Here is a 21,038-nt window from a genome sequence, read left to right on the forward strand (position 1 = left end):
GTGATCGAAGCGAGTCCGATCAGGACTCGGGTTCGACCGCCTTCATGCTCAGACGGATGCGGCCCTGCTTGTCCACTTCCAGGACCCGCACCGTCACCGAATCCCCTTCCGAGAGGAAATCGCCGACGCTCTCGACACGTTCGTCGGAGATCTGCGAGATGTGGACCAGACCGTCACGGCCCGGCAGGATCGAGACGAACGCCCCGAAGTCCATGATCTTCGCCACCTTCCCGGTGTACTGGCGCCCGACCTCGATATCCGCGGTCAGCTCTTCGATACGGCGCTTGGCCTCGAGGCCCGCCGCCTGATCAGTGGAGGCGACCTTCACCGTGCCGTCGTCCTGGATGTCGATCGTCGCGCCGGTCTCTTCGGTCAGTGCGCGAATGGTCGCCCCGCCCTTGCCGATCACGTCGCGGATCTTGTCCGGGTTGATCTTCATCGTAATGAAGCGCGGCGCGTGCGAGGACATCTCGTCACGATGATGCGGCAGCACTTCGTTCATGCATCCGAGGATATGCATGCGGCCTTCACGGGCCTGGGCCAGCGCCCGCTCCATGATCTCGCGGGTGATCCCGTCGATCTTGATGTCCATCTGCAACGCGGTCACGCCGTCGTTGGTGCCGGCCACCTTGAAGTCCATGTCCCCCAGATGGTCCTCATCGCCGAGGATGTCGGAGAGCACGGCGAAGCGATCGCCTTCCTTGATCAGGCCCATCGCAATACCTGCAACCGGGGCCTTCAGCGGCACGCCGGCATCCATCAGCGCCAGCGAGGTACCGCAGACAGAGGCCATGGAGCTGGACCCGTTGGATTCGGTGATCTCGGAGACCACGCGAAGCACATAGGGGAAGTCCGCCTCGTTCGGCATCACCGCCTGCACGCCACGCTTGGCGAGGCGCCCGTGGCCGATCTCGCGGCGCTTGGGTGACCCGACAAAGCCGGTTTCGCCGGTGCAGTAAGGCGGGAAGTTGTAGTGCAGCATGAAACGGTCGCGGCGCTCGCCTTCCAGGGCGTCGATGATCTGGGCATCGCGATCGGTGCCGAGGGTGGCCACCACCATCGCCTGCGTCTCGCCCCGGGTAAACACGGCGGAGCCGTGCGCACGCGGCAGCACGCCCGTATCCACGTGGATCGGGCGTACCGTCTTGGTGTCGCGGCCATCGATGCGCGGGTTGCCGTCGAGGATACGATCACGGACCAGGCGGTACTCCAGGTCGTGGAAGGCCGTCTTCACGTCATCCAGGCTGGGCCCGGACTCGTCTTCACTGACTAGGGCCTCCACGGCCTTGCCGCGCAGATCGCCAATGCGCTGCGTGCGCGCCTGCTTCTCGGCGATCTGGTACGCCTCTACCAGTTCTTCGCCGACCACCCCCTGGATCTGCTCCTCGAGCGATTCGAGCGACGCCGTCGGCTGCCACTCCCACGCGGGCTTGCCGGCCTCGGCCGCCAGTTCCTTGATTGCCTGGATCGCGGCCTGCATCTGCTCGTGGCCGTACATCACCGCACCCAGCATCACCTCTTCGGAGAGCTGGTTGGCCTCGGATTCCACCATCAGCACGGCGTTCTCGGTACCCGCCACGACAAGATCAAGGTCGGAATCCGCCAGGGCGCTGTAGGTCGGGTTCAGCAGGTATTCACCGGCGCGGTAACCGACCCGCGCGGCGCCAATCGGACCGGCGAAGGGCACGCCGGAGAGCGCCAGCGCGGCCGAGGTCCCGAGCATCGCGGGGATATCGGGATCCACCTCGGGGTTGATCGACATAACCGTCGCGACCACCTGGGTCTCGTTCTTGAAGCCTTCCGGGAACAGCGGACGGATCGGTCGGTCGATCAGGCGGCAAGTCAGGGTTTCCTTCTCGCTCGGGCGCCCCTCGCGCTTGAAGAATCCACCCGGAATCTTGCCGGCCGCGTAGGTGCGTTCCTGGTAGTTCACGGTCAGGGGGAAGAAGTCTCGGCCCGGGTCGGCTTCCTTGCGAGCCACCACGGTGACCAGCACCACGGTCTCGGCCATATTGACGATGACGGCGCCACTGGCCTGACGAGCGATGTCACCGGTTTCGAAGGTGACCGTATGGTTTCCGTACTGGAATGACTTCTTGTATGCCACGTTATTTCCCGTTTCCCGTGTTCTTGCGACTTTGATGCCTGAATTCTGGCTCTCGCGACCCATTGGTGCCGGCCCGAAAGCGAACGGGCCCGCACCAATGGCGCGGGCCCGTCATGCCGGCCTTAGCGGCGCAGCCCAAGCTCCTGAACCAGGGCCTGATAGCGTTCCTGGTCATGACGCTTGAGATAGGTCAGCAACTTGCGGCGCGTGCTGACCATCTTCAACAGGCCGCGGCGCGAGTGATGATCCTGCTTGTGCTTGTCGAAGTGCCCCATCAGATGCTGGATGCGGGCCGTCAGCAGCGCGACCTGGACTTCCGGCGAACCGGTGTCGTTGGGATCGCGCTTGTGCTTCTCGACGATGGCCGATTTTTCTTCGGTGGTGAGCGACATGAAAACCTGACTCCTGAAAAATTTCTAAACCGTTAACCGACCAGTGGCGCTGGCGATAGGCGGGCAATGGTAGCACGACGCACGACGACGTGAACAGAAAGAGACCGGGCACGCTCAGGCCGGCGCGTGCGCCGCCGGCACGAACAAACGCCGCGCCCGGATCTGCCCGTCGGGGTCGCGAACACCGACCGCCAGGAAGCGGCCACCATCATCAAAAATCCGCACCAGGGGCCAGCCAGTATCCCCTTCGTACGGCGCATCCGCCGCCCCTGGGGCCTGCCCGACCACGGCGGTCGGCGCGGCCGGGTTGCCATGGCGCATGGCGGCGCTGGCGGCGGCGTCGAGCGTGACCGACGGCCAGTGCGCCAGCGCCGCCTCCGCCGGTTGCAGCAAGGCCTCGATGGCGGCGACCCCGCCCGCCTCGAAGGCCGCCTCAATGGCCTCCAGCGAGACCATCGCGGCGGCATCGAAGTGGCCGTGCCCGACCCGGTGCAACGTATCCACCGCCGCTCCACAACCGAGCGCATGCCCGATGTCGGCAACCAGCGAACGGATATAGGTCCCCTTGGAACAGTGCACCTTCAAACGCAGGCCATCCGCCGCGATCTGCTCGATCTCCAGGGAATGGATCTGCACCGGACGCGGGGGGCGGTCCACCTCCACCCCCTGACGCGCGAGCTCGTACAGGCGCTTGCCCTGATGCTTTAGGGCCGAGACCATTGGCGGGACCTGCGCCTGGTCGCCACTGAACCGCCGCTCCAGCTCGCGCAGGGTGGCCGGCTCGATGGGCGGCACCGCCGCCTCGCGGATCACTGCGCCATCGAGGTCCGCGCTGTCCGTCTCCACACCCAGGCGCGCCTCGGCGACATAGCGCTTGTCCGCATCCAGCAGCCAGCCGGAGACCTTGGTGGCCTGCCCGAAGCACAACGGCAAAAGGCCCGTCGCCCGCGGGTCCAGTGCCCCGGTATGACCGGCCTTCTTCGCCTGCAACAGATACTTGACCCGGCCCAGCGCCTGGTTGGAACTGCGCCCCCGCGGCTTGTCCAGCAACAGGATGCCGTCGACGTCGCGACGCTTGCTCGCCATGGATGAACCGCCCGGCCGCAAACGCCCGGGCTCAGGCCCCGCGTTCCGGTCCCTCGTCCGGATCGCGTCGCTTGTCGGAGCCACCGTCATCTGCCGCGCCGTCCCCATCCAGGGTCTCGGGATCGTCGGCATGATGCGCCCGATCCTCGGCCAGCGCCTGGTTAATCAGTGACGACAGGTGCGCACCGCGCTCGGGCGTATCGTCATAGATGAAGCGCAGTTGCGGCACCGAGCGCAGACGCATGCGCTGCCCCAGGGCCCGACGCAGAAAACCGGCGGCGCTGTTCAAGCCCTTCTGCGCCTCCTGACCCTTCTCGGCCCCGCCGAGCTGGGTGAAATACACTCGGGCATACGCCAGATCGCGCGACACCTCGACCCCGGCCAGCGTGATCATGCCGACCCGCGGGTCCTTGACCTCCATGCGGATGAGCTCGGCCAGCTCGCGCTGGATCTGCTCCCCGACACGGTCGGAACGATGGAAGTCGCGGTTACCGGGCATCAGAGCGTCCGGGCCACCTCGACGCGCTGGAAGACCTCGATCTGGTCACCCGCCTTCACGTCGTTGTAGTTCTTCACCGCGATACCACATTCGGTACCGGCCTTGACCTCGTTCACATCGTCCTTGAAGCGACGCAGGCTCTCCAGCTCGCCCTCGTAGATTACGACGTTGTCGCGCAGCACGCGGATCGGGTTGCCCCGCTTGACCGCGCCCTCCATCACCAGACAGCCGGCCACCTGACCAAAGCCCGAGGCCTTGAACACGTCGCGCACCTGCGCCAGGCCGACGATCTCTTCGCGGATCTCGGCCGACAGCAGACCGGACAGCGCCTGCTTCACGTCGTCGATCGCCTCGTAGATCACCGAGTAGTAGCGCACGTCGATCTCGTTCTCCGCCGCGAGGCGCTTCGCGCCCGCATCGGCACGCACGTTGAACGCGATCACGATCGCCTCGGAGGCCATCGCCAGGTTCATGTCGGACTCGGAGATCCCGCCCACGCCGGCGGAGACCACCTTCACGCGGACCTCGTCGGTGGACAGCTTGATCAGCGACTCGCGCAGGGCCTCGGCCGAGCCCTGCACATCCGCCTTGATCAGGATGTTCACGGTCGCGATCTGGCCGTCCTGCATCTGGTTGAAGATGTTCTCCAGCTTCGACGCCTGTTGCGCGGCCAGCTTGCGTTCCCGTTGCTTGGTGTCGCGATGTTCTGCGACCTCGCGGGCCGTCTTGTCATCGGCCACCACCAGCACCTCGTCGCCAGCGTCCGGCACCCCGGACAGGCCCAGGACCTCGACCGGCATCGACGGGCCGACTTCCTTCACGGCCGTGCCGGTGTCGTCGAACATCGCCCGCACGCGGCCGTATTCCTTGCCCGAGAGCACGATGTCGCCGTGCTTGAGCTTGCCGGACTGGACCAGAATGGTCGCGACCGGGCCGCGGCCTTTCTCCAGGCGCGATTCGATGACCACACCCCGCGCCGGACCCTCGTCCGGGGCCTTCAGCTCCATCACCTCGGCCTGCAGCCCCAGGGACTCCAGCAGATCGTCGATCCCCTGGCCGGTATGGGCAGAGACCTGAATGAACTGGGTATCGCCGCCCCAGGACTCGGGGATCACCTCGTGCTGGGCCAGTTCGTTCATGACCCGATCCGGTTCGGCCTCGGGCTTGTCGACCTTGTTGACCGCCACGACCATCGGTACACCCGCAGCCTTCGCATGCTGGATCGCCTCAATGGTCTGCGGCATCACGCCGTCATCCGCCGCAACCACCAGGATCACAATGTCGGTGGATTGGGCGCCGCGGGCACGCATTGCGGTAAACGCGGCATGCCCCGGGGTATCCAGGAAGGTCACGCCATCGTGGTTGTTCTTAACGTGGTAGGCGCCGATGTGCTGGGTAATCCCACCCGCCTCGCCAGAGGCGACCTTCTCCTTGCGGATATAGTCCAGCAGCGAGGTCTTCCCGTGGTCGACGTGACCCATCACGGTCACCACCGGCGGCCGCGGCCGGGCCTCGGCATTCTGCTCGAGACCGGTATCGATCTCGTCCTCGACCGAGGTTTCCTTCGCGGCGATCGGGTTATGCCCCATCTCCTCGACCACCAGCATCGCGGTGTCTTGATCAATCGACTGGTTGATGGTGGCCATCACGCCCATGCCCATCAGGGCCTTGATCAGCTGCGGCGCCTTGATCGCCATCGCCTGGGCCAAGTCGGCCACGGTAATGGTTTCCGGCACCTCGACATCCCGCACCACCGGCGCGGTCGGCTTGGCAAAGCCGTGCTTGCTGGTCACGGCCTGAGCCGCAGCGGACTGGGCCTTGCGGCTCTCGCCCTTCTTGCGGCGACCGCGGCGGTCCCCGGCGACATGCAGCTCCTTGCGCTCGTCCTTACGCCCACCCTTGCGGGCGCCCTTGCCGGCCTTGGCATCGGCTGCCGGGGCAGCCGCCGGAGCGGCCTGCCGCGCTGCGGCTTCGCGCTCCAACCGTGTCTGTTCTTCCTTCTCGCGCTTGGCCTCCTGGGCCTCGAGCTCTTTCGCCCGACGCTTCTGGCGTTCTTCGCGTTCAACGGCTTCCTGCTTGCGCGCGTCGGACGCCTTGCGCTGGGCTTCGCGCTCGGCCTCCACCTGCAGCGCCAGCTGCTCGGTACGGCTGAGCGGACGCTTCGGCTTCTCGGACACGGGTTCCGGTTCGGCAGCGGGCTCCTCGACCGGCGCCTCTTCGGCCACCTCGGGTTCCGGCTCGGCCGGAGTCTCGACGACCGGCTCTTCAGCCTTGGGCTCCTCGACCGGCACCTCTTCGGCGACCGGGGTCTCGTCCTCGACCGGGGCCTCGGGGGCCGTCTCTTCCGCCTGGCCGGCGGCACGGATTTCTTCCGGGGCCTCGGGCGCCGGGGCCTGTTGCTCCTCGGCCACCGGGGCCTCTTCCACCGGGGCCTCGGGCTGCGCCTCGGCCGGCTTGGGCTTGAGGGTCCGCTTCTTGCGCACCTCGACGTTGACCGTCTTGGAGCGCCCCTGGCCGGAACTGACCTTGAGGGTCTGCGCCTGGGTCCGGCGCTTCAGGGTCACGCGCCCTGCGTCGCCCTCGCCATGCGCCTGACGGAGGTGATCGAGCAGCTTGCGCTTTTCGGCATCGGTGATCGCCGCTTCCGGACCATCGACCTCGACGCCCGCCTCCTTGAGCTGAACCATGAGGCGGTCAACCGGTGTTCCCACCGATTCCGCGAATTGCTGCACTGTCATTTGCGCCATGGCGCCTACCTCCATTCCAGATTCTTTTCAGGCCAACCGACAGCCTGTGATACGCGTCCGCGAGACGAGCGACCGGGGCTTACTCCCCGGTTTCGAACCACGGGGCGCGCGCCGTCATAATCAGCGCCGACGCCTCTTCCGTATCCAGGCCGGTCATCTCGACCACGTCGTCGGATGCCTGCTCCGCCAGGTCCTCCATGGTGCACACGCCATGTGACGCCAGCTTGTTCGCCAGCGCCGGGCTCATGCCTTCCATGCCGAGGAGATCCTCCGCGGGCTGATAGCCATCGCCACCCTCGGCCGCGATGGCCTTGGTCAGGAGCGCGTCGCTCGCACGATTGCGCAGCTCCTCGACCATGGCCTCGTCGAACTCCTCGATCGCCAGCAGTTCTGCCTCTTCCACATAGGCCACTTCGTCCAGGGTCGTAAAGCCTTCCTGAACCAGGATGCTGGCAACTTCCTCGTCGACATCCAGGGCCTCCATGAAGAACGCGACCAACTGCTGGGCCTCGGCGTCGCTCTTTTCGGCCGCCTGTTCCTCGGTCATCACGTTCAGTTCCCAGCCGGTCAGCTGGGAGGCCAGGCGGATGTTCTGGCCTCCACGGCCGATGGCCAGCGACAGCTTGTCCTCCTCGACCGCGATATCCATCGACTGCTTGTCCTCGTCGACCACGATCGACAGGACCTCCGCCGGCGACATCGCATTGATCACGAACTGAGCCGGATTCTCGTCCCAGACGATGATGTCGATGCGCTCGCCGGCCAGCTCGTTGGACACCGACTGCACACGCGAGCCGCGCATGCCGACGCAGGCGCCGACCGGATCCAGACGCGGGTCGTTGGAGCGCACCGCAATCTTGGCACGCATACCCGGGTCACGGGCCGCGCCCATGATGTCGATAATGTTCTGGCCGACCTCGGGTACCTCGAGCTTGAACAGCTCCATCAGGAACTCCGGCGCGGTGCGGCTGAGGATCAACTGCGGGCCGCGGGCCTCGGGGCGGATCTCCTTGAGATAGCCGCGCAGCCGGTCATTGGTACGCACGGTCTCGCGCGGGATCATGTGTTCGCGCGGGATCAGGGCCTCGGCGTTGCTCCCGAGGTCCACATAGGTGCCATTGCGATCCGTACGCTTGACGATCCCCATGACCAGCGTGCCAACGCGATCCTGGTACTCCGCGACGACCTTGGCTCGCTCGGCCTCGCGTACTTTCTGCACGATGACCTGCTTCGCGGCCTGGGCCGCAATGCGACCGAAGTCCACGGCCTCGACCGGCTCCTCGATCACGTCGCCGACCTGGGCATCCGGATTCTTCTGCTGGGCATAGGACAGCAGCGTCTGGTATTCCGGGGATTCGAACTCGGGGTCCTCGTCGTCCACCACGGTCCAGCGCCGGAAGGCCTCGTAATCACCCTCCTCGCGGTCGATGCTCACGCGAACGTCCATCTTGCCGCCGTGGTACTTGCGGGTCGCCATCGCCAGGGCCGATTCCAGGGCTTCGAAGATGATGTCCTTCTCCACTCCTTTCTCGTTCGCCACAGCATCAGCGACCAGCAGGATCTCCTTGTTCATGTCTTGCCTCTCCGCACTCGGCAGTTGCCTGCCGATTCAACAAAAAGCGTAGCAGCGCCCTGGACTACAGCTATTTTTTATAGCTGCTCAAGGACACGCGCGTTGTGGATCGCGGCCAGCGGCAGCTCGTAGGCCATGCCGTCCACTTCCACCTCGATCATCGGGTCTTCCACCGACAGCAGTACGCCACGGAAATTGCGGCGGTCATGCTCCGGCCATGCCAGACGCACCTTCACCGGATGACCGATGTAGCTCCGGAACTGCTCGGGGGTAAACAGAGGGCGTTCGATACCGGGACTGGACACCTCCAGGGTGTAGTTCCCCTTCAGAGCCTCCTCGACCTCGATGACCGCACCGGCCTGATCGCTGACGCGCGCGCAATCGTCCACAGTGACGCCATTCTCGCCATCGATATAGATCCGCAGGACAGGCGGCGTGGAACCGGAGTGGTACTCCAGCCCCCACAGCTGCATGCCTTCCCCCTCGACAACCGGGGTCAGCAGTGTTTTCAGTTGTTCAGCCTTCTGCGACAAGGGCGTCTCGATCGACTCCGTCCCGCGGGCGGGACCCAGAAACAAAAAAAGGGCGCCGAACGCCCCTCGTACACCTCTCAAGATGACTGCAGCGAAACATCCGCTGCGAGGCGCGCGGGAGCGCGGCCTTAAGGACGGCGGGCCGACCGCGAGCAGTTGCGACCGGACCATCGGTCCTTAACAAAAAGGCCCCGTACGGGGCCTCTCTGACAATTGGTAGCGGGGGCAGGATTTGAACCTGCGACCTTCGGGTTATGAGCCCGACGAGCTGCCAGACTGCTCCACCCCGCATCCGAGACGCAGAACTATACCAAAGCGGCGACCCGCCCCGCAAGGCCTGTCGCCGATTATTTATCGTGCCCGGCGCTGGCCAGCCCGCAGGTGTGGGCGCAGGTCGTAGCGCCAGATGTATCCGGGCAGGGCAAACATCGCGAACAGCGACAGGGTGATCACGTAGAACTCCCAGCCCTGCGGATGGATGCCGCCCGTCGCCTGGAACTCCAGCCCCTTCCCGATTGCGCCGATCACGATATACAGCACTAGCCATTCGCCAATACGGGTCCACGGACCCTTGATGCCACTCTCCGGCAACACCATCAGGCCGATACGATCACTGAGCCAGGGCAGGTTGGCGCTGATAAACGCCACCACCACATACCCCCAGACTAGAACATCAAACGGAATCCACTGTGTCACGAGTTACCCGATAATTGCGTAGTGGGTTAAAGACAGCAGCAGACCCGGGAAAATTCCCAACAGCAGTACCGCAAGCCCATTAATGCTAAGCGCAGCGGCCAGCGCACCGGACGGCTGGACCGGCTCCTCCGCACCTTCCTGGGGTTCGTCGAAGAACATCATCTTGACCACACGCAGGTAGTAGAAGGCACCAATGATCGAGAAGATCACCGCGACGATCGCCAGCCAGACCAGTTCCGCGCCCACAGCGGCCTGGATCACCGCCAGCTTGGCGTAGAAGCCGACCGTCGGCGGTACACCGGCCATGGAGAACAACAGCAGCAGCATGATGAACGCAAACCAGGGGTTGCGCTTGGCGAGCCCCTTGAAGTCATCGATCTGGTCCGCTTCGTACCCCTTGCGCGACAGGAACACGATCATTCCGAAACCACCGGCGGCCGTGATCGCGTAGACGATCACGTAGAACATTGCGGAGGCGTACCCGCTGTCGGTGCCCGCCAGGATCCCCATGAACAGGAACCCGATATGGGCAATGGTCGAATAGGCCAGCATGCGCTTGATGCTGGTCTGGGCGATGGCGATCACGTTGCCCACTGCGAGCGACAGGACCGCGAGGATAATCAGCATGCCTTGCCAGTCGGCGTGCAGTGGACCCATGCCTTCCACCAGCAGCCGCATCAGGAAGGCGAATGCCGCAATCTTCGGCGCCGTGGCGATGAACAGCGTGACCGCCGTGGGGGCACCGTCGTAGACGTCCGGCACCCACATATGGAACGGCACCGCCCCCAGCTTGAACGCGATGGCGACCACCAGGAACACCAGACCGAAGACCAGCGGGACGTTCATGCTCTCGTCCGCAGCCACCAATTCGGCGGCGATCACGGCGATATCCAGCGAACCGGTCATGCCATAGATTATGGACATGCCGTAGAGCAGCAAACCGGATGCCAGCGCACCCAGCACGAAGTACTTCATGGCCGCCTCGGTGGCGCGCGAGTTGTCGCGCCAGAACGCGACCAGCGCGTAGGACGACAGCGACAGCAACTCCAGGCCCAGGTACAGGGTCAGCAAGTTGTGTCCCGAGATCATGATCATCATGCCGAGCACCGCGAACAGGCCCAGCACGTAGAACTCGCCCTTGTGGATGCCGCGCTCCATCAGGTACGGACGCGAATACAGGAAGACCAGGAAGCTGGTCACGTACACCGCCACCTTCAGGATGTCGGCCATCGGGTCCTTCACGAAGGTATCCGAGAAGGTCAGGACCGTCTCCGGCCCCATCATCCACAGTGTCAGACCCGCCGCCGCGACCAGGGTCGCCTGCACCAGGCCGTAGGTGACATCACGCCGCGAATCCGGCAGGAACGCGTCGATCACCAGGATCAGGCACGCCATCCCGAGCACGAACATCTCGGGCACGGCGGGGAGGAAATTGGGGATCTCGAAATTCATGTCAGGCGCCCCTTCAGAGCTTCGACTGCGCGATATGCGCCACGAGGTGGTCGATGGTCGCGTTCATCACATCCAGCAGCGGGGCCGGCCATACGCCCAGCAGCAGCGTGAAGAAGGCCAGCACGCCCATCAGGAAGAACTCGCGGCGATTCATGTCGGAAAGACCGGCCACGTTCTCGTTGGCCACCGCGCCGAAGATCACGCGCTTGACCAGCCACAGGGTGTAGCCAGCGGCCAGGATCAGGGTGGTCGCGGCGAGGAAGGCGATCCAGAAATCCGCCTTGAACGCGGCCAGGATGACCATGAACTCGCCGACGAACCCGGACGTGCCCGGCAGGCCGGTGTTGGCCATGGCGAACAGCACGAAGAACGCGGCGAACCACGGCATGGTGTTCACCACGCCGCCGTAGTCGGCGATCTGCCGGCTGTGCAACCGGTCATACAGGACGCCGACCGCGAGGAACATCGCCGCCGAGATGAAGCCATGCGAGATCATCTGCACCATGCCGCCGGCGATCCCCAGCGAGGCGCCTTCCCAGTCACCGGTGTTGGAGTAGATGTAGAACGCGAGGAAGAAGCCCAGGGTCACGAAGCCCATGTGCGCGATCGACGAATACGCGATCAGCTTCTTCATGTCACTCTGGATCAGTGCCACCAGGCCGATGTAGACGATCGCGATCAGCGACAGCACGATCATCATGGTGTCCAGCACGGCGCTGGCATCCGGGGTGATCGGCAGCGAGAAGCGCAGGAAGCCATAGCCCCCGATCTTCAGCATGATCGCGGCCAGGATCACCGAGCCGCCAGTGGGCGCCTCCACGTGGGCATCCGGCAGCCAGGTGTGTACCGGGAACATCGGGATCTTCACCGCGAACGCCATGAAGAACGCGAGGAAGATCAGGATCTGCGCGGTCAGGCCGATCTGCAGGGCATGGAAATCCTGGATCAGGAAGCTGCCGGACTGGATGTACATCCAGATCAGCGCGACCAGCATGAACACTGAACCGAGGAAGGTGTAGAGGAAGAACTTGAGGGTGGCGTAGACGCGCCGCGGACCGCCCCAGATCCCGATCACCAGGAACATCGGGATCAGCATCGCCTCGAAGAACACGTAGAACAGCACCGCATCCATCGATGCGAACATGCCAATCATCAGGCCTTCCATCACCAGCATCGCGGCCATGTAGTAGGCAATGCGGTCCTTCACCGATTCCCACGCGGCAACCACGACGACCACGGTGATCAGCGTGGTCAGCAGGATCAGCGGCATGGAGATGCCGTCCACACCCAGGTGGTAGTTCACGTTGAACGCCGGGATCCAGGAGGCCAGCTCCTGGAACTGCATCTCGGCGGTCCCCCGCTCGAACACGAACCAGAGCGGCAGGCTGACGACAAAGGTCGCTACGGCCACCGCGAGCCCGAGCCGACGCGCCACACGGGGCGCGTCGCGCCCGGCGGCGAGCACCAGGAAGCCACCGAGAATCGGCAGCCAGATCAACAGACTCAAGATAGGCCAGTCAGCAAACATGGTCGTTCCTTGAAACAGCGATGGGCTTCGAGCGCATGGGTGTCGAAGCCGCTCAGATCACGAAGGCGAACATCAGGACCAGCAGGCCGATGATCATCACGAACGCGTAGTGGTAGAGGAAGCCGGACTGCATGTGGCGGACACGCGACGAGATCCAGCCGATCGAGCGCGCCGTGCCATTGACCAGCAAGCCGTCGATAATCAGCGCGTCACCATAGCGCCACAGCGCCCGCCCGAGACGCACCGACCCCCCGGCAAAGAACCAGTCGTTGAAGCGGTCGAAGCCGTACTTGTCCTCGAGGATGCGCACCCCGAGCTTCAGGCGCTCGGCGATCAACGCCGGCAGTTCCGGGCGCTTCATGTACAGGTACCAGGCGGTCGCCAGGCCGGCCATTGCCAGCCAGAACGCCGGCAGCATCAGACCGTGCAGTACAAAGCCGATGACCCCGGTGTAGGTCTCGCCCTTGGTCGCCAGCACATCCTGCTCCGGCAACACGAACAGGCTGTTGGCGAAGAAGTCACCAAACAACATCGGACCGATGAAGTAGCCAGCCACGACCGACGGGATCGCCAGCAGGATCAGCGGCACGGTCACCACCCACGGCGACTCCTTCGGCTGCAACGGACCGTGGTGGTGGTCATCGCCATGCTCATCGTCGTGTTCGTCGCCGTGGTCCGGCATGTACTTGTGTGCCTGGTCATAGCGCTCCTCGCCATGGAACACCATGAAGAACATGCGGAAGGTGTACAGCGCGGTGACGAACACCCCGGCCAGCACCAGCCAGTAGGCGAACGTGGCCCCCGGGGTTTCGGAATAGCCCACCGCCTCGATGATCGCGTCCTTGGAGAAGAACCCGGAGAAGAACGGGAAGCCGATCAGGGCCAGCGAACCAATCAGCGCGGTCACGTAGGTGATCGGCATGTACCGACGCAGGCCGCCCATCGCGCGCATGTCCTGCAGGTGGTGCATGGCGATGATCACCGAGCCGGCCGCCAGGAACAGCAGCGCCTTGAAGAAGGCGTGGGTCATCAGGTGGAACAGCCCCGCGGCGTACGCCGACGCCCCCAGAGCCACGGTCATGTAACCCAGCTGGGACAACGTCGAATAGGCGACCACGCGCTTGATGTCGTTCTGCACCAGACCGATCAGGCCCATGAAGAACGCAGTGATCGCGCCGATGATGAGAATGAACGACAGCGCCGCGACCGAGAACTCGTACAGCGGCGACATGCGCGCGACCATGAAGATGCCCGCGGTCACCATGGTGGCCGCGTGGATCAGCGCGGAGATCGGCGTCGGGCCTTCCATGGAATCCGGCAGCCAGACATGCAGCGGCACCTGGGCGGATTTCCCCATCGCACCGATGAACAGGAAGATCAGGGCCAGATCCAGCAGGCCGAAGGTCCAGCCCGGCCAGATGGTGATCGTGGCCTCGCTCATCGCCTGGCCTTCGGCGAACACCTCGGTGTAGTTGAGGCTGCCGGTATAGAACACCAGCGCGGCGATGCCGATCAGGAAGCCGAAGTCCCCGACGCGGTTCACGATGAACGCCTTCATGTTCGCGTAGGTCGCGGTCGGGCGCTTGTACCAGAAGCCAATCAGCAGATAGGAGACCAAGCCCACGGCCTCCCAGCCGAAGAACAGCTGCATGAAGTTGTTCGCCATCACCAGCATCAGCATGGAGAAGGTGAACAACGAGATGTACGCAAAGAAGCGCTGATAGCCCGGATCGTCCTTCATGTACCCGATGGTGTAGATGTGCACCATCAGGGAGACGAAGGTGACCACGAGCATCATCATCGCGGTCAGGTTGTCGACCAGGAACCCGACTTCGAACTGGATGCCGTCCGACACCAGCCAGGTGTAGAGGGTCTCGTTGTAGACCCCGGCATCCCCGAAGACATGGGCCCAGAAGACCACCACAGACAGGATGAACGACACCGCCACCCCCAGGATGGTGACGGTGTGCGCTCCGGCACGGCCAATCTGGCGACCGAACAGGCCAGCGGCGATCGCGCCGAACAGCGGCGCCAGAACAATGAGTAGATAGATCGTATCCATGGCCGGTTATCCCTTCATTGCATCCATGTCCTGGACGTTGATGGTTCCGCGATTACGGAACAGCAACACCAGGATGGCGAGGCCGATGGCCGCCTCGGCCGCGGCGACGGTCAGGATGAAGAACACGAACACCTGGCCCGCGAGGTCCTGCAGGAAAAACGAGAAGGCAATGAAGTTGATGTTCACCGCGAGCATCATCAGCTCGATGCACATCAACAGCACGATCACGTTTTTCCGGTTCAGGAAGATCCCGGCCACGCTAATGGAAAACAAAAGCGCGGCCAGCACCAGGTAGTGCTCTAGCGTAATCATGTTCTAGCCCTGAGTTCTTTCGGGGACGTTGGCCGCCCCCGGTGTCCGGGTCCCGGCGCGCGGCCGGGATGCCTGTGTACTCGGTGTGCCTACTTCGAGCCGTCGTCCCTGCCCGGGGCGTTCGCCCCGGACCCCTGCGCACCCCGGCGCGGGGCTTCTTTCTTCTCCGACGGCATGGCGACCATGCGCACCCGCCCTTCGCGGGAGACCGCCATCTGCTTGCCCGGGTCGATCGACTTGTTATCCGGCCGCTTGCGCATGGTCAGCGAGATCGCGGCGATGATCGCGACCAGCAGGATGACCGCGGCGATCTCGAACGGATAGACGTACTCGGTGTACAGGATCGCGCCCAGGGCCTCGGTGTTGGCGTACTCGGGGCCGGCCCGCTCGGGGGCGTCCATGGTGATGTAGCGGGTAATCACCAGCACCAGCACGGTGGCCATGGCCAGCGCGACCACGATCCCCGCCGGCAGATACTCGGCGAAGCCCTCGCGCAGTTTGGCGAGGTTGATGTCCAGCATCATCACCACGAACAGGAACAGCACCATGACCGCGCCGACGTACACCAGCACCAGGACGATGCCCAGGAACTCGGCCTCCGCCATGACCCACAATGCCGCGGCGGCAACAAAGCAAAGCACCAGGAACAGCGCCGCATGCACCGGGTTGCGCACGCTGATCATCGCCAGCGCCCCTCCCAGCAGGATCGCACCGAACAGGTAGAAAAGGACAAGCTCGAAGGTCATGAGGCGTTCCCTGCGTTACCGGTAGGGGGCGTCGACCGCGCGGGCCTGCGCGATCTCTTTCTCGAAGCGGTCACCAATGGCCAGGAGCTTGTCCTTGGTCATGATCTGCTCGCCCCGGTTCTCGAAGTGGTACTCGAACAGGTGCGTCTCGACGATGGAATCCACCGGACAGGCCTCTTCGCAGAAGCCGCAGAAGATGCACTTGAACAGGTCAATGTCGTAGCGCGTGGTCCGCCGCGTGCCGTCGTCGCGCTCCTCGGAGTCGATAGTGATTGCCAGCGCCGGGCACACCGCCTCGCACAGCTTGCAGGCGATGCAGCGCTCTTCGCCGTTGGGATAACGGCGCAGGGCGTGCAGCCCGCGGAAGCGCGGCGACATCGGCGTCTTCTCGTCCGGGTATTGCACGGTGAACTTGCGGCTCAACAGGTAACGCCCGGTCAGGCGCAGCCCCAGCAGCAGCTCGAAGAACAGGAAACTCTTGAAGAAACGGCGCACGGCTTTCATCACGATCTCCTCAGGCGAACCACGGGCCGACGTTGAACGCGACCAGCACGCCCTCGACAAACAGCCAGACGATGGTCACCGGGATCAGGACCTTCCAGCCCAGGCGCATGATCTGGTCATAGCGATAGCGCGGGAAGGTGGCGCGGAACCACAGGAAGGCGAACAGGAACACCGCCGTCTTGAACAGGAACCAGTGAATCCCGTGATCCAGCAGCGCCCCGATCACCGGCCAGTCGAACACGGCGGCCGGCAGGATGCCCTGGAACGGCGACAGCCAGCCCCCCAGGAACAGGATCGCGGTCAGCGCCGAGATCAGGATCATGTTGGCGTATTCGGCCAGGAAGAACACTGCGAACGCCATGCCGGAGTATTCCACATGGAACCCGGCCACGATCTCGGACTCGCCCTCCGCGACGTCGAAGGGCGCACGGTTGGTCTCCGCGATCCCGGAGATGAAGTACACGAAGAACATCGGCAGCAGCGGCAGCAGGAACCAGTGGTACATGCTCCCGGACTGCGCCTCGATGATCCCGCCCACGTTCAGGGTGCCGGCAGCCATCAGCACGCCCACCAGGGCAAAGCCCATCGCGATCTCGTAGGAGACCAGTTGCGCGGCCGAGCGCAGCGAGCCCAGCAGCGCGTACTTCGAGTTCGAGGCCCAGCCCGCGATGATGATGCCGTACACACCGAGGGAGGTCAGGGCCAGCAGATACAGCAGGCCGGCGTTCACGTCCGCCAGGGCCCCGCCGTCGAAAAACGGAACCACCGCCCAGGCCGCCAAAGCCGGCGCAATCGTAAGCACCGGGGCGCTGAGGAACAGGAAGCGATTGGCGTTGGTCGGGAGGATGACCTCCTTGGTCAACAGCTTCAGGGCGTCCGCGATCGGCTGCAGCCAGCCGCGCGGGCCCACCCGGTTCGGGCCGATGCGCACGTGGGCGTAACCGATGACCTTGCGTTCGGCGAAGGTCGTGTAGGCCACGGCCAGCATTAGCGGGATCACGATCAGCTGAATGCCGATCAGGATCTGCATGACCGTCGGAAGGCTGTAGAAGAGGTTCATCATCCAGTCGAACATGTCTTAAGTCCCTCAGGCCCGCGCCAGCGTGACCGTGGTGTTCGGCAGGCCGAGGGCCCCCATGGCCGCGGAACCCGCAAAGGTCACGGCCAGACCCGGCGGCACCGAATCGTCCAGCAACAGGGTCAACTCCGTTTCGGCCTTGCCCTGACGCAGTCGCACGCGGCTGCCATGGGCGTGCTCGCCGGCGGACTCGGGATGCACCAGCACGCTCTCGGCCAGCAGCCCCTCGGGGCTGGTCTGCAGCGGCTCGGCACGGCGCACCAGCGGATCACCGCTGTAGAGCGCGGCCGCCTGCACACGGTACAGCCCGTCGCCCGCGCCGCCCTCGGGCACCTCTACCTGTACCTTGTTGAGGTTCACGCCGGTATCGAAGCTGGCATCCGCCAGCTGGCCCTTCAGCTCGTCCCGCACCGCGGGCGAATCCAGGTAATCGAAGCCGCTCTGGTCGAGCAGATTGCCGAGCACGCGCCAGACCTTCCAGCCCGGCCGGGCGTCATCGGGGGCGCGCGAGGCGGCGCGGAAACTCTGCCAACGGCCCTCGGCGTTCACGAAGGTCCCGGATTGCTCAAAGCTTGTGGCGATCGGCAGCAGCACATCTGCCACAGCCTCCAGTTCAGGTGTGGCGAAGCTGTTCAGGGCGACCACCAGACCGGCACGCTCCAGGGCTGCCTGGAAGGCCGCCGGATCGACCCCATCGCGGCCCGGCTCCAGCCCGGCGATCACGAATGCATCGCGTCCCTGCTCGAGCATCTCGGCGGCATTCGTACCGGCGACATCCAGCTCCGCCCCACCCGGGCCACGATGCGGCAGGACGCCAGCCAGCCAGGCACCCGCGGCATTCGCGCCCTGCGGCAGGTAGCCCAGGCTGGCACCGGTATGTTTGGCGATCCAGCCTGCAAGGGCCCGCAACGTGGCAAAGGCTGGCCCGTTGATTGCAGCGGCGCCCAGCAGCACATGGCCTCGCTTCGCGTCCAGCAGCGCCCGGGCTGCACGTTCGAAGGCTTCCCGCGTCTCGCCGTCGTCTGTCGCGGCCGCCTTGACGATCTTCTCCAGCTTTTTGGGCAGCGACTTGCCGGCCGCGGCGAGCTGCCCGGCGATCCCGGCGAGCGCCAGGACCTGGTCATGCTCGTCGCCGACCAGCTGGGCCTGAACCGGATAGGTCAGGTCCAGCAGCATGTCGTTGATCAGGCTCACATGTGCACCACGCGAGGCCGCCTTGCGCAGGCGGTGTGCCAGCAACGGCTGCTCGCGACGCGGGTTGCTGCCCACCAGCAGAACGGCATCCGCGTTTTCGAGCTCGCCAATTGCGACCCCCAGATACGGGAACAGCGGGGCCGCCGCCTCGTCGCGGAAATCGCGCTGATTCACGCGGTGATCGATGTCGGTGACACCCATGCCCCGCAGCACTTTTTGCGCCAGGTAGTGTTCTTCCAGCGAAAGCGAGGGCGACAGCAGCGCACCGATGCGATCCGGGGCCACTTCCTTCAGGCCCTCGACGGCGTAGCTCAATGCGGTCTCCCAGGAGACCTCCTGCCACTGGCCGTCGACCTTGATCCGTGGGCGGGTCAGTCGATCCTCCGCATACAGACCGGTGTAGCTGAAGCGATCGCGGTCGGAGATCCAGGTCTCGTTGACCGCGTCGTTCTCGCGCGGGACGACCCGCATCGCACGGCCGTCGTCGGTATGCAGGAACAGGTTGGAGCCGACCGCGTCATGCGGGGCAATCGTCGCCGCCTGCGCGTATTCCCAGGCACGCGCGCTGTAGCGCGACGGCTTGGCAGTCAGCGCCCCCACCGGGCACAGGTCGATCACGTTGCCGGAGAGCTCGTGGGCCACGGTCTTCTCGACGTAGGTGCCGATGCGCATGTGCTCGCCGCGTCCGGTCGCGCCCAGCTCGCGCACCCCGGCGATCTCCTCGCCGAAGCGCACACAACGGGTGCAGTGGATGCAGCGGGTCATCTCGGTCTCGATCAGCGGACCGATGTCCTTGTCCTTCACCACGCGCTTGGCTTCGGTATAGGTGGACACGCTCTCGCCGTAGCCCATGGCCACGTCCTGCAGCTCGCACTCGCCGCCCTGGTCACAGATCGGGCAGTCCAGCGGATGGTTGATCAGCAGGAACTCCATGGTCCCCTTCTGCGCGCGCAGCGCCAGCGGGGACTGGGTGTACACCTTCATGCCGTCCATCACCGGCGTGGCGCAGGCCGGCAGCGGCTTGGGTGCCTTTTCCACCTCGACCAGACACATACGGCAGTTGGCCGCCACCGACAGCTTCTTGTGGTAGCAGAACCGCGGAATGCGGATATCGGCATCATCGGCGACATCGATGAGCATGGCGCCCTTGGGCGCCTCCACCGTACGGCCGTCAATCTCGATGCTGACCAGATCTTGTTTCTGATCCTGACTCATGCTCGATTCCTGATGCGATGGCGCGGTAGAGCGTCAGGCGGCGTCTGCCACCGGGCTCCGGCCGTGCTGGATGTAGTATTCGAATTCGTGGCGGAAATGCTTGACGAAGCTGCGCACCGGCATGGCGGCGGCGTCGCCCAGGGCGCAGATGGTATGGCCCTCGATCTTGCTGGCCACGTCGTCCAGCCGTTCCAGGTCCTCGGGTCGGCCCTGGCCCTCGACGATGCGAGTGAGCATGCGGTAGAGCCACCCAGTCCCCTCGCGGCAGGGCGTGCACTGGCCACAGGACTCGGAGAAATAGAAGCGAGAGATCCGCTGCAGGGACTTCACCATGTCGGCGGTCTCGTCCATCACGATCACCGCCCCGGAACCCAGCATGGAGCCGGCATGCGCGATGGAATCGAAGTCCATGTTGGCCTTCAGCATCACGTCGCCCGGCACCACCGGCACCGATGATCCGCCCGGGATCACCGCCTTCAGCTTGCGCCCGTTCAGTACACCGCCGGCCATTTCCAGCAGATCCTGGAACGGAGTGCCCAGTGGGATCTCGAAGTTGCCCGGCTTGTTCACATGCCCGGACACCGAGAACAGCTTCTCGCCCCCGGACTTGGGCACACCCAGATCCGCGAACCACTGGCCGCCATTGCGGATGATCGACGGGATCGAGGCGAGCGACTCGGTGTTATTGATCGTGGTCGGCTTGCCGTACAGGCCGTAGTTGGCCGGAAACGGGGGCTTGAAGCGCGGCTGGCCCTTCTTGCCTTCCAGCGATTCCAGCAGTGCCGTCTCTTCGCCACAGATATAGGCACCGGCCCCCAGCGACGGATGCAGATCGAAGTCCACCCCCGAGCCGAAGATGTCCTTGCCGAGGTAGCCGGCTTCGTAGGCCTCCTGCAGCGCGGCCGTAAAACGCGTGTTCACTTCGTCCATGAACTCGCCGCGCATGTAGTTGTAGCCCACCGTCGCGCCGATCGCATAGCCGGCGATGGCCATGCCCTCGATCAGGGCGTGCGGGTTGTACATCAGGATCTCGCGATCCTTGCAAGTCCCCGGCTCGGATTCGTCCGAGTTGCAGACGATGTACTTTTGCCCCGGGCTGTTGCGCGGCATGAACGACCACTTGAGACCGGTCGGGAAACCCGCGCCACCGCGGCCGCGGAGGTTGGAGGTCTTGACCTCCTCGATCACGTCCTCGGGGGCCATCTTGCCCTTGTAGACCTTCTCCAGCGCCTGATAGCCGCCGACGCTCTTGTAGGTCTCGAGCGCGGCGGCGTTATCCAGGTAACGCGTCGCAAAGCAGATCTGGTTGGCCAT

At 64.6% G+C, this 21,038-nt stretch carries 17 protein-coding genes and 1 tRNA gene; all 18 read right to left on the reverse strand.

Going from position 1 to position 21,038, the window contains the following annotated elements; genetic code table 11:
- Positions 1 to 19: 19 nt before the first annotated feature.
- On the reverse strand, positions 20 to 2,107 hold the full coding sequence (gene pnp / locus D575_RS0112270; protein ID WP_018146217.1) for a polyribonucleotide nucleotidyltransferase: 2,088 nt from the start codon (positions 2,105 to 2,107) through the stop codon (positions 20 to 22).
- Positions 2,108 to 2,229: 122 nt separating this feature from the next.
- On the reverse strand, positions 2,230 to 2,499 hold the full coding sequence (gene rpsO, locus D575_RS0112275; RefSeq protein WP_018146218.1) for a 30S ribosomal protein S15: 270 nt from the start codon (positions 2,497 to 2,499) through the stop codon (positions 2,230 to 2,232).
- A gap of 114 nt (positions 2,500 to 2,613) precedes the next feature.
- On the reverse strand, positions 2,614 to 3,585 hold the full coding sequence (gene truB / locus D575_RS0112280) for a tRNA pseudouridine(55) synthase TruB (RefSeq protein ID WP_018146219.1): 972 nt from the start codon (positions 3,583 to 3,585) through the stop codon (positions 2,614 to 2,616).
- 31 nt (positions 3,586 to 3,616) lie between these two features.
- Complete coding sequence (gene rbfA, locus D575_RS0112285) at positions 3,617 to 4,084, reverse strand: 30S ribosome-binding factor RbfA (RefSeq protein WP_018146220.1); 468 nt, start codon at positions 4,082 to 4,084, stop codon at positions 3,617 to 3,619.
- Positions 4,084 to 6,846 carry a translation initiation factor IF-2 gene (gene infB, locus D575_RS0112290; protein ID WP_196799827.1) on the reverse strand — a complete coding sequence of 921 codons (2,763 nt, stop codon included), beginning with the start codon at positions 6,844 to 6,846 and terminating at the stop codon, positions 4,084 to 4,086. Before infB ends, rbfA begins: the two co-directional genes overlap by 1 nt.
- 64 nt (positions 6,847 to 6,910) lie before the next feature.
- Positions 6,911 to 8,404 (reverse strand): transcription termination factor NusA, encoded by a 1,494-nt coding sequence (gene nusA, locus D575_RS0112295; RefSeq protein ID WP_018146222.1) that lies wholly within the window; start codon positions 8,402 to 8,404, stop codon positions 6,911 to 6,913.
- A 77-nt stretch (positions 8,405 to 8,481) separates the two neighbouring features.
- Positions 8,482 to 8,937, reverse strand: coding sequence for a ribosome maturation factor RimP (rimP, locus tag D575_RS0112300; RefSeq protein WP_018146223.1), 456 nt, complete (start codon positions 8,935 to 8,937; stop codon positions 8,482 to 8,484).
- A 214-nt stretch (positions 8,938 to 9,151) separates the two neighbouring features.
- A tRNA-Met gene (locus D575_RS0112305) sits at positions 9,152 to 9,228 on the reverse strand.
- Positions 9,229 to 9,288: 60 nt separating this feature from the next.
- Positions 9,289 to 9,633: a DUF2818 family protein gene (locus D575_RS0112310; protein ID WP_026182153.1), complete on the reverse strand. Its 345-nt coding sequence runs from the start codon at positions 9,631 to 9,633 to the stop codon at positions 9,289 to 9,291.
- 3 nt (positions 9,634 to 9,636) lie between these two features.
- A complete protein-coding gene (gene nuoN, locus D575_RS0112315; protein WP_018146225.1) occupies positions 9,637 to 11,085 on the reverse strand; it encodes an NADH-quinone oxidoreductase subunit NuoN in 1,449 nt (482 codons plus the stop codon).
- Positions 11,086 to 11,098: 13 nt separating this feature from the next.
- Positions 11,099 to 12,613 carry an NADH-quinone oxidoreductase subunit M gene (locus tag D575_RS0112320; protein WP_018146226.1) on the reverse strand — a complete coding sequence of 505 codons (1,515 nt, stop codon included), beginning with the start codon at positions 12,611 to 12,613 and terminating at the stop codon, positions 11,099 to 11,101.
- A 52-nt stretch (positions 12,614 to 12,665) separates the two neighbouring features.
- A complete protein-coding gene (nuoL, locus tag D575_RS0112325) occupies positions 12,666 to 14,675 on the reverse strand; it encodes an NADH-quinone oxidoreductase subunit L (protein WP_018146227.1) in 2,010 nt (669 codons plus the stop codon).
- Positions 14,676 to 14,681: 6 nt separating this feature from the next.
- Positions 14,682 to 14,987 (reverse strand): NADH-quinone oxidoreductase subunit NuoK, encoded by a 306-nt coding sequence (gene nuoK, locus D575_RS0112330; protein ID WP_018141813.1) that lies wholly within the window; start codon positions 14,985 to 14,987, stop codon positions 14,682 to 14,684.
- Positions 14,988 to 15,076: 89 nt separating this feature from the next.
- Positions 15,077 to 15,733, reverse strand: coding sequence for an NADH-quinone oxidoreductase subunit J (locus D575_RS0112335; protein WP_018146228.1), 657 nt, complete (start codon positions 15,731 to 15,733; stop codon positions 15,077 to 15,079).
- Between the two features lie 15 nt (positions 15,734 to 15,748).
- Entirely contained in the window at positions 15,749 to 16,237 is a 489-nt protein-coding gene (gene nuoI / locus D575_RS0112340) for an NADH-quinone oxidoreductase subunit NuoI (protein ID WP_018146229.1), read from the reverse strand.
- 10 nt (positions 16,238 to 16,247) lie between these two features.
- Positions 16,248 to 17,312 (reverse strand): NADH-quinone oxidoreductase subunit NuoH, encoded by a 1,065-nt coding sequence (gene nuoH, locus D575_RS0112345; RefSeq protein ID WP_018146230.1) that lies wholly within the window; start codon positions 17,310 to 17,312, stop codon positions 16,248 to 16,250.
- Between the two features lie 12 nt (positions 17,313 to 17,324).
- Positions 17,325 to 19,724: an NADH-quinone oxidoreductase subunit NuoG gene (gene nuoG, locus D575_RS0112350; protein WP_018146231.1), complete on the reverse strand. Its 2,400-nt coding sequence runs from the start codon at positions 19,722 to 19,724 to the stop codon at positions 17,325 to 17,327.
- A 33-nt stretch (positions 19,725 to 19,757) separates the two neighbouring features.
- On the reverse strand, positions 19,758 to 21,038 hold the full coding sequence (gene nuoF, locus D575_RS0112355) for an NADH-quinone oxidoreductase subunit NuoF (protein WP_018146232.1): 1,281 nt from the start codon (positions 21,036 to 21,038) through the stop codon (positions 19,758 to 19,760).

This window comes from Thioalkalivibrio sp. AKL6 (genome assembly GCF_000376905.1).
GTDB lineage: Bacteria > Pseudomonadota > Gammaproteobacteria > Ectothiorhodospirales > Ectothiorhodospiraceae > Thioalkalivibrio > Thioalkalivibrio versutus.